The organism is Streptomyces sp. NPDC024555 (genome assembly GCF_055559335.1).
This window is the reverse complement of the sequence record NZ_JBVHKV010000042.1, coordinates 1-5959: the sequence shown is the minus strand read 5'-3', so window position 1 is coordinate 5959 and position 5959 is coordinate 1. Positions and strand designations below refer to the sequence as shown.

General features: G+C 71.4%; 5 protein-coding genes. 4 read left to right on the top strand and 1 reads right to left on the bottom strand.

Annotated elements, in window-relative coordinates; translation table 11 throughout:
- Window positions 1-280 precede the first annotated feature (280 nt).
- A complete protein-coding gene (locus ACZ4FH_RS36825) occupies window positions 281-1138 on the bottom strand; it encodes an IclR family transcriptional regulator (protein WP_467310498.1) in 858 nt (285 codons plus the stop codon).
- A 295-nt stretch (window positions 1139-1433) separates the two neighbouring features.
- On the opposite strand from ACZ4FH_RS36825, the gene ACZ4FH_RS36820 reads away from it, so the two are divergent.
- The 4 genes from ACZ4FH_RS36820 (at window position 1434) to ACZ4FH_RS36805 (ending at window position 5820) form a co-directional block, all read left to right on the top strand.
- A complete protein-coding gene (locus ACZ4FH_RS36820; protein ID WP_467310496.1) occupies window positions 1434-2804 on the top strand; it encodes an aspartate aminotransferase family protein in 1371 nt (456 codons plus the stop codon).
- Complete coding sequence (locus ACZ4FH_RS36815; protein ID WP_467310495.1) at window positions 2804-3991, top strand: mandelate racemase/muconate lactonizing enzyme family protein; 1188 nt, start codon at window positions 2804-2806, stop codon at window positions 3989-3991. The genes ACZ4FH_RS36820 and ACZ4FH_RS36815 overlap by 1 nt, the downstream gene beginning before the upstream one ends.
- Window positions 3988-4830, top strand: coding sequence for an amidohydrolase family protein (locus ACZ4FH_RS36810; protein ID WP_467310493.1), 843 nt, complete (start codon window positions 3988-3990; stop codon window positions 4828-4830). Before ACZ4FH_RS36815 ends, ACZ4FH_RS36810 begins: the two co-directional genes overlap by 4 nt.
- 150 nt (window positions 4831-4980) lie before the next feature.
- Window positions 4981-5820: an SDR family NAD(P)-dependent oxidoreductase gene (locus tag ACZ4FH_RS36805; protein ID WP_467310491.1), complete on the top strand. Its 840-nt coding sequence runs from the start codon at window positions 4981-4983 to the stop codon at window positions 5818-5820.
- Window positions 5821-5959 lie beyond the last annotated feature (139 nt).

Here is a 5959-nt window from a genome sequence, read left to right as displayed (position 1 = left end):
ACCGGCCAGACCCGAGGCCCGCAACACCGAACGACGGGACGAAGAGGACGTGGAGTGGTGCGGAACGCTCATGCGGACTTCGCCTTCCGAGAAGTGCGACGAGGGAGGGAGCGTTCCTGCGGTGGACTGCCACAAGGCGGATGGCTGAAAAGGGACCGGTCCTCGGATGTTCACGGCGCGATGGGCAGGCGCCGGAAGCGGACCGGGCGGGGTAAATCGCCGGTGACGGCGGAATGTCACCCCGGTTGGCAGGGAACCTACGGGGGGTTGAGCCGATCGGTCAAGACCCGAATCCGCCGGAATGCGGCGTCTCGCCGCCGGCCGGCCCGTCCTCCGGCTCCTCGACCCAGCCCAGCAGCAGGCTGATCCGGCGCGCCGCGTCGCGCACCTGGCCGCCCAGTTCCTGGTAGCGCCAGGCCGGCAGCCCGAGCTTCAGCCCCGTGATCGAGACGGCCCCCGCGCACACCGAACGGTCGTCGAAGACCGGCGCGCCGATGCAGATGATCCCCTCGGCGTCCTCCTCGTCGTCCAGCGCGTACCCGACCCGGGCGATGTCGCGCAGATGGGACAGGAACGTGGCCGGGTCGGTGATGGTCCGCGCGGTGCGCCGGGGCAGCCCGAACCGCTCGACGACCGAGGCCGCCTCGCTCTGCGGCACGGCCGAGAGCAGCGCCTTGCCCAGCCCGGTGCAGTGCGGCAGCTCCCGCTGGCCCATCCGCAGATCGAGCCGGACGCGCTGGTCGAGTTCGACCTGGTCGACCACGACCGCGTGGCCGTCCTCGGGGACGGCGAGGCGGGAGGCCATGCCGGTGGCGCGGGTCAGCTCGCGCAGCACGGGATGGGCGACCCCGCGCAGGGACACCTGGGCCCTGGCCCGGTCGCCGAGCCGGGCCAGGCTCATCCCCAGCCGGTAGCGGCGGTTCATGCCCTCGCCGTCGTCGGAGACGAGGCCGTAGGCGCGCAGGGTCTGGAGCATGCCGAAGGCCGCGCTCTTGGAGATGGAGCAGGCCTGGCCGACCTCGGTGACGCTGAGGCCGTTGCCCTGCGAGGGGGCGGCGAGGACTTCGAGGATGTCCGCTGCCCTGGCCACGCTCTTGACCCAGTACTTCGGCTCTTCTGGGGCAGCACTGTTCGTCATAGCAGAACAGCCTAGTGCCTCCGGGGGCCGGAAAAGCGCCTCGTGGCCGAACAGGCCCCTGATTCCCTGCCGTTCGTCAGGACAGAACTGGGGGTTGACCCCCTCCGGGGCCGGACGTAATATCCAGGCACTGTTCTGCTCTACAGAACAGCGTTCTGAAAAAGCGCAACGCACCACCGAGTACCCCACGGATCACCCCCTTCCTGCGGCGACTGCCGGGCGGATGGCGCCAGGGACTCACGGGCCGGGCAGGGCCCGCGACAACCGACGACTCTCGACGCAAGGAGCAAGCGATATGAGTTCAGGCCCGGTAGGCAACGAATCCGGAGCCCGACTCGCCGAACGCGCCCGCCAGGTCGTGCCCGGCGGCGTGAACAGCGGCCAGCGGAGCGTTCCCGGACTGACCGACCTGGTCGTCACCGGGACCCACGGCGCACGGTTCCGTACCGCCGACGGACGCGAGTACACCGACTTCCACTCGGCGTTCGGCCCGCCGCTGCTCGGCCACAACGACCCCGACGTGGCCCGCGCCACCGCCGAGGCCGGTGCCACCCTCGGCCACCTCGGCGTCGGCGTCACCGAGGGCGAGGTCCTCCTCGCCGAACAGCTCAGCGAGCTGATCCCCTCCATCGAGAAGGTGCTCCTCACCAGCACCGGCAGCGAGGCCACCTTCCACGCGCTGCGCGTCTCCCGCGCCGCCACCGGCCGCCGCCTCGTCGTCAAGTTCCAGGGCTGCTACCACGGCTGGCACGACGCGGTCAGCCTCAACGTCATCTCCGCGCCCGAGAAGGTCGGCGGCCACGACCCGATCTCGACCGGCATCCTGCCCGAGGTCCTGGAGGCCACCCTCGTCCTGCCGTTCAACGACAGCGAGGCCGTCCGCCGTACCTTCGCCGAGCACGGCCACGACATCGCCGCCGTCATCGTCGAACCCGTCCCGCACAACGTCGGCGCGCTCCTGCCGTACCAGGAGTTCCTCACCACGCTCCGCGAGGAGACCACGAAGGCCGGCAGCGTCCTGATCTTCGACGAGGTCATCACCGGCTTCCGCCACGACCTCGGCGGCTGGCAGAGGATCTCCGGCGTCACCCCCGACCTCACCACCCTCGGCAAGGCCATCGCCAACGGCGCCCCCGTCGGCGCGATCGGCGGCCGCGCCGACCTCATGGACCTCTTCTCCACCCGCCCCGGCGCCCCCGCCTTCTTCGCCGGTACGTACAACGGCCACCCCTCCGTCGTCTCCGCCGCCCTCGCCACCCTGCGCAAGCTCCGCGAGGAACCGGTCCACGACCACGTCTTCCGCCTCGGCGACCGGGTCCGCACCGGACTCACCGCCCTCTACGAGCGCCTCGGCGTCCCCGCCGTCGTCACCGGATACGGCTCCGTCTTCGTCACCTACTTCATGCCGGGCGAGGCCCCCCGCACCTACGCGGACCTGCTGAACAACGACGCCTCGCTCTTCGTCGGCTACCGCCGCAGGCTCCTGGAGCACGGCCTGTTCGAGCTGCCGCTCAACCTCAAGCGCAGCCACATCAGCTACGCGCACACCGACGCCGACGTGGACCGTCTCCTCGAAGGCACCGAGGCCGCCGTCAAGGCCGTCCTCGCCGAGGGCGGCGCCCGCGACCTGGAGAACACCTCGACCATGGGCGGAGCGACCCGCTGATGCTGACCGTCAACCGCACCCGCCCCGCCGGCCCCGCCGGCCGGATCACCCGCGTCGAGACGCTGATGCTCGGCACCTCCTGGCGCGACTTCGGCTACGTCCGCGTCCACACCGACGAGGGCCTCACCGGCATCGGCGAGATCACCCACCCCTACCGGGTGAGCGAGGTCTGCGCCCTCACCGAATCCCTCGCCCGGCGCCACCTCATCGGCGCCGACCCCTTCGACGTCGAGGAACTCTGGCTCCGCGTCTACCAGGGCGACTTCCTGCGCGGCGGCGACATGGGCGGCGTCGCCCTCTCCGGCCTCGACCAGGCGATGTACGACCTCATGGGCAAGGCGCTCGGCGTCCCCGCCTACCGGCTGACCGGCGGCGCCTGCCGCGACGACGTCCGCGTCTACGCCAACGGCTGGTACACCGGCGAACGCGAGCCCGAGATCTTCGCCGCCAAGGCGAAGGAGACCGTCGCCAAGGGCTACACCGCCCTCAAGTTCGACCCCTTCGGCCCCGGACTCCACGAACTGGAACGCGCCGAACTGCGCCGCTCCCTCGACCTGGTGGCCGCCGTCCGCGAGGCCATCGGCCCCGACATCGACCTCTTCATCGAGGGCCACGCCCGGTTCGCCATGCCCACCGCCGCCCGGCTGGTGCGCGAACTGGAACCCTTCGACATCGGCTGGTTCGAGGAGCCGATGCCCTGGACCCACATCGAGCGCTACGCGGAACTGCGGCAGCGCGCCGCGTTCCCGATCTCCGGCGGCGAGCACTTCCACAACCGCTACGAGTACAAGCAGCTCTTCGCCACGAACGCCGTCGACATCATCCAGCCCGACCTCTCCATGGCCGGCGGCTTCACCGAGGTCAGGAAGCTCGCCGCGATCGCGGACACCCACGGCATGCTCGTGGCCCCGCACAACTCCAACTCCCCGCTCTGCACCACCGTCTCGGTGCACGCGGCGCTCGGCATCCCCAACTTCAAGATCCTGGAGACCTTCGACGGGCTCCTGGAGCCCTTCGTCTTCGACGCCCTCAAGGGCACCCTCCCGATGGCGGACGGCCGGATCGGCCTGCCGACCGCACCCGGCCTCGGTGTCGAACTCGTCGACGAGGTCTTCGAGGAGCACCCGCCCAGCCACCGCTTCTGGAACATGTTCGCCGACGGCTGGGAGAAGCGGAACCGCACATGATCGTCGACGTCCACTCCCACCTCTTCCGGCACAGCCACGACTTCACCGACCCCTTCAGCTCCGACTCCGCCCGCGCCCACGCCGGCGAGGTCGACCTGTCGGTGAAGTGGGAGGAGTACGCCGCCACCGCGCCCGACTCCACCCGCACCATCGTCGTGGGCGGCAAGGCGCGCCGCAGCGGGCTCTGGGTGGACGACGCCGCCGTGGCCGCGTACGTCGGAGCCCACCCCGACCGGCTCATCGGCTATCTGGCGCTCGACCCCACCCAGCCCGGCTGGCAGGAGGAACTGCGCTACGGCCACCAGGAGCTGGGGCTGCGCGGCATCAAGCTGATGCCGATGTACGCCGGCTTCGACCCGGCCGCCGAGGAGTACGACGAGCTGTACGCGTACGCCGAACGGCACGGGCTGCCGCTCCTGGTGCACACCGGCACCACCTTCGTCTCCAGCGCCCCGCTGGAGTGGGCGATGCCCCGCCACCTGGACGCCGTCGCGATCCGCCACCCGGAACTGCGCATGGTCCTGGCGCACCTCGGCCACCCCTTCGAGGGCGAGTGCATCGCGGTCATCCGCAAGCACCCGCATGTGTACGCCGACCTCAGCGCCCTGCACTACCGGCCCTTCCAGCTCTGGCACAGCCTCCGGCTGGTCCAGGACTACGGCGTCTTCCACAAGGTGCTGTTCGGCAGCGACTACCCGTTCACCACCGTCGACGACTCGGTGAAGGGGCTCCGGGAGATCGCCCGGATCCCCGGCATCCCCGGGCTGCCGCCGCTGGACGCGGACGCCGTCGAGGAGATCATCCACCGCCCCTCCCTCGATCTGCTCGGTCTCACCTGACCGGACGGATCCCCCGAGCCTGCGGGCCGGCGACCGGGCCATCCCCCCGGTACCGGCGCCGGTCCGCAGACGGGCCGCCGCGCACCCCATCTGTTGTGCTCCCGCGCGGCGGCCCACCTCCCGCCTCCACCCCGTGCGAAGGAACCCGCCATGACCGCAGCCGTCCCGCCCCGCGGCACCGACCGCTTCGACCTGACCGGGCGCACCGCGGTCGTCACCGGGGCCGCGCGCGGACTCGGCCGGTCTTTCGCCACCGGCCTCGCCGAGGCGGGCGCCGATCTGGTCCTCGTCGACCTGCCGGACGCCGACGGCATCACCGAGACCGCGGCCGCCGTCGAGGCGCTCGGCCGCCGCTGCCGGGTGTACGGGCAGGACCTCGCGGACACCGAGGCGCTGGCCGGGTTCGCCGACACCCTGCGCGCCGAGGCGGGACCGCTGCACATCCTCGTCAACAACGCGGGCACCGCCGCCCTCGAACGCTTCAACGAGATCACCCCGGCGAGCTGGTCCCACATCATGCGGGTCAACGTCGACGCGGTGTTCTTCCTCAGCAGCCGCGTCGCCGAGCACATGGCGGCCGACTCCGTGCCCGGCCGCATCATCACCATCACCTCCAAGAACGCCCTCGTCGCCGAGGCCGGCCTGGCCCACTACAACGCCTCCAAGGCCGCCGCCCAGCTCCTCACCGAGACCCTGGCCGTCGAACTCGCCCCGCACGGCATCACCGCCAACACCCTCGCCCCCGGCATGGTCGAGACACCCATCGACGGCGAGTTCCCCTTCGACCGGGAGGCCTTCGAGGCCGCGTACCGCGCACGCATCCCGCTCGGCCGCTACGCCCGGCCCGACGAATGCGTCGGCGCGCTGCTGCTCCTCGCCTCGGACGCCGGGGCGTACCTCACGGGCGCGCGGATCGTCGTCGACGGGGGAGTGCTGGCCGACCAGATGCCGCGGATGCGGTTCATGCCCCCGTACCGCAGCACGCTCTGACCCGGCCGAACCGGCGCGGACCCCTCTCCCCTCCACCGAGCACGTCGACAACGCGAGGAGCACCTCCGTCATGTCCGTCAACGCCTCGTCCCCCTCTTCGTCCCGTCGTTCGGTGTTGCGGGCCTCGGGTCTGGCCGGG

Excerpts from the sequence above, each read along its gene's own strand:
- ACZ4FH_RS36825 (WP_467310498.1), bottom strand. The coding sequence starts at position 1,138 with ATGACGAACAGTGCTGCCCCAGAAGAGCCGAAGTACTGGGTCAAGAGC.
- ACZ4FH_RS36820 (WP_467310496.1), top strand. The coding sequence starts at position 1,434 with ATGAGTTCAGGCCCGGTAGGCAACGAATCCGGAGCCCGACTCGCCGAA.
- ACZ4FH_RS36815 (WP_467310495.1), top strand. The coding sequence starts at position 2,804 with ATGCTGACCGTCAACCGCACCCGCCCCGCCGGCCCCGCCGGCCGGATC.
- ACZ4FH_RS36810 (WP_467310493.1), top strand. The coding sequence starts at position 3,988 with ATGATCGTCGACGTCCACTCCCACCTCTTCCGGCACAGCCACGACTTC.
- ACZ4FH_RS36805 (WP_467310491.1), top strand. The coding sequence starts at position 4,981 with ATGACCGCAGCCGTCCCGCCCCGCGGCACCGACCGCTTCGACCTGACC.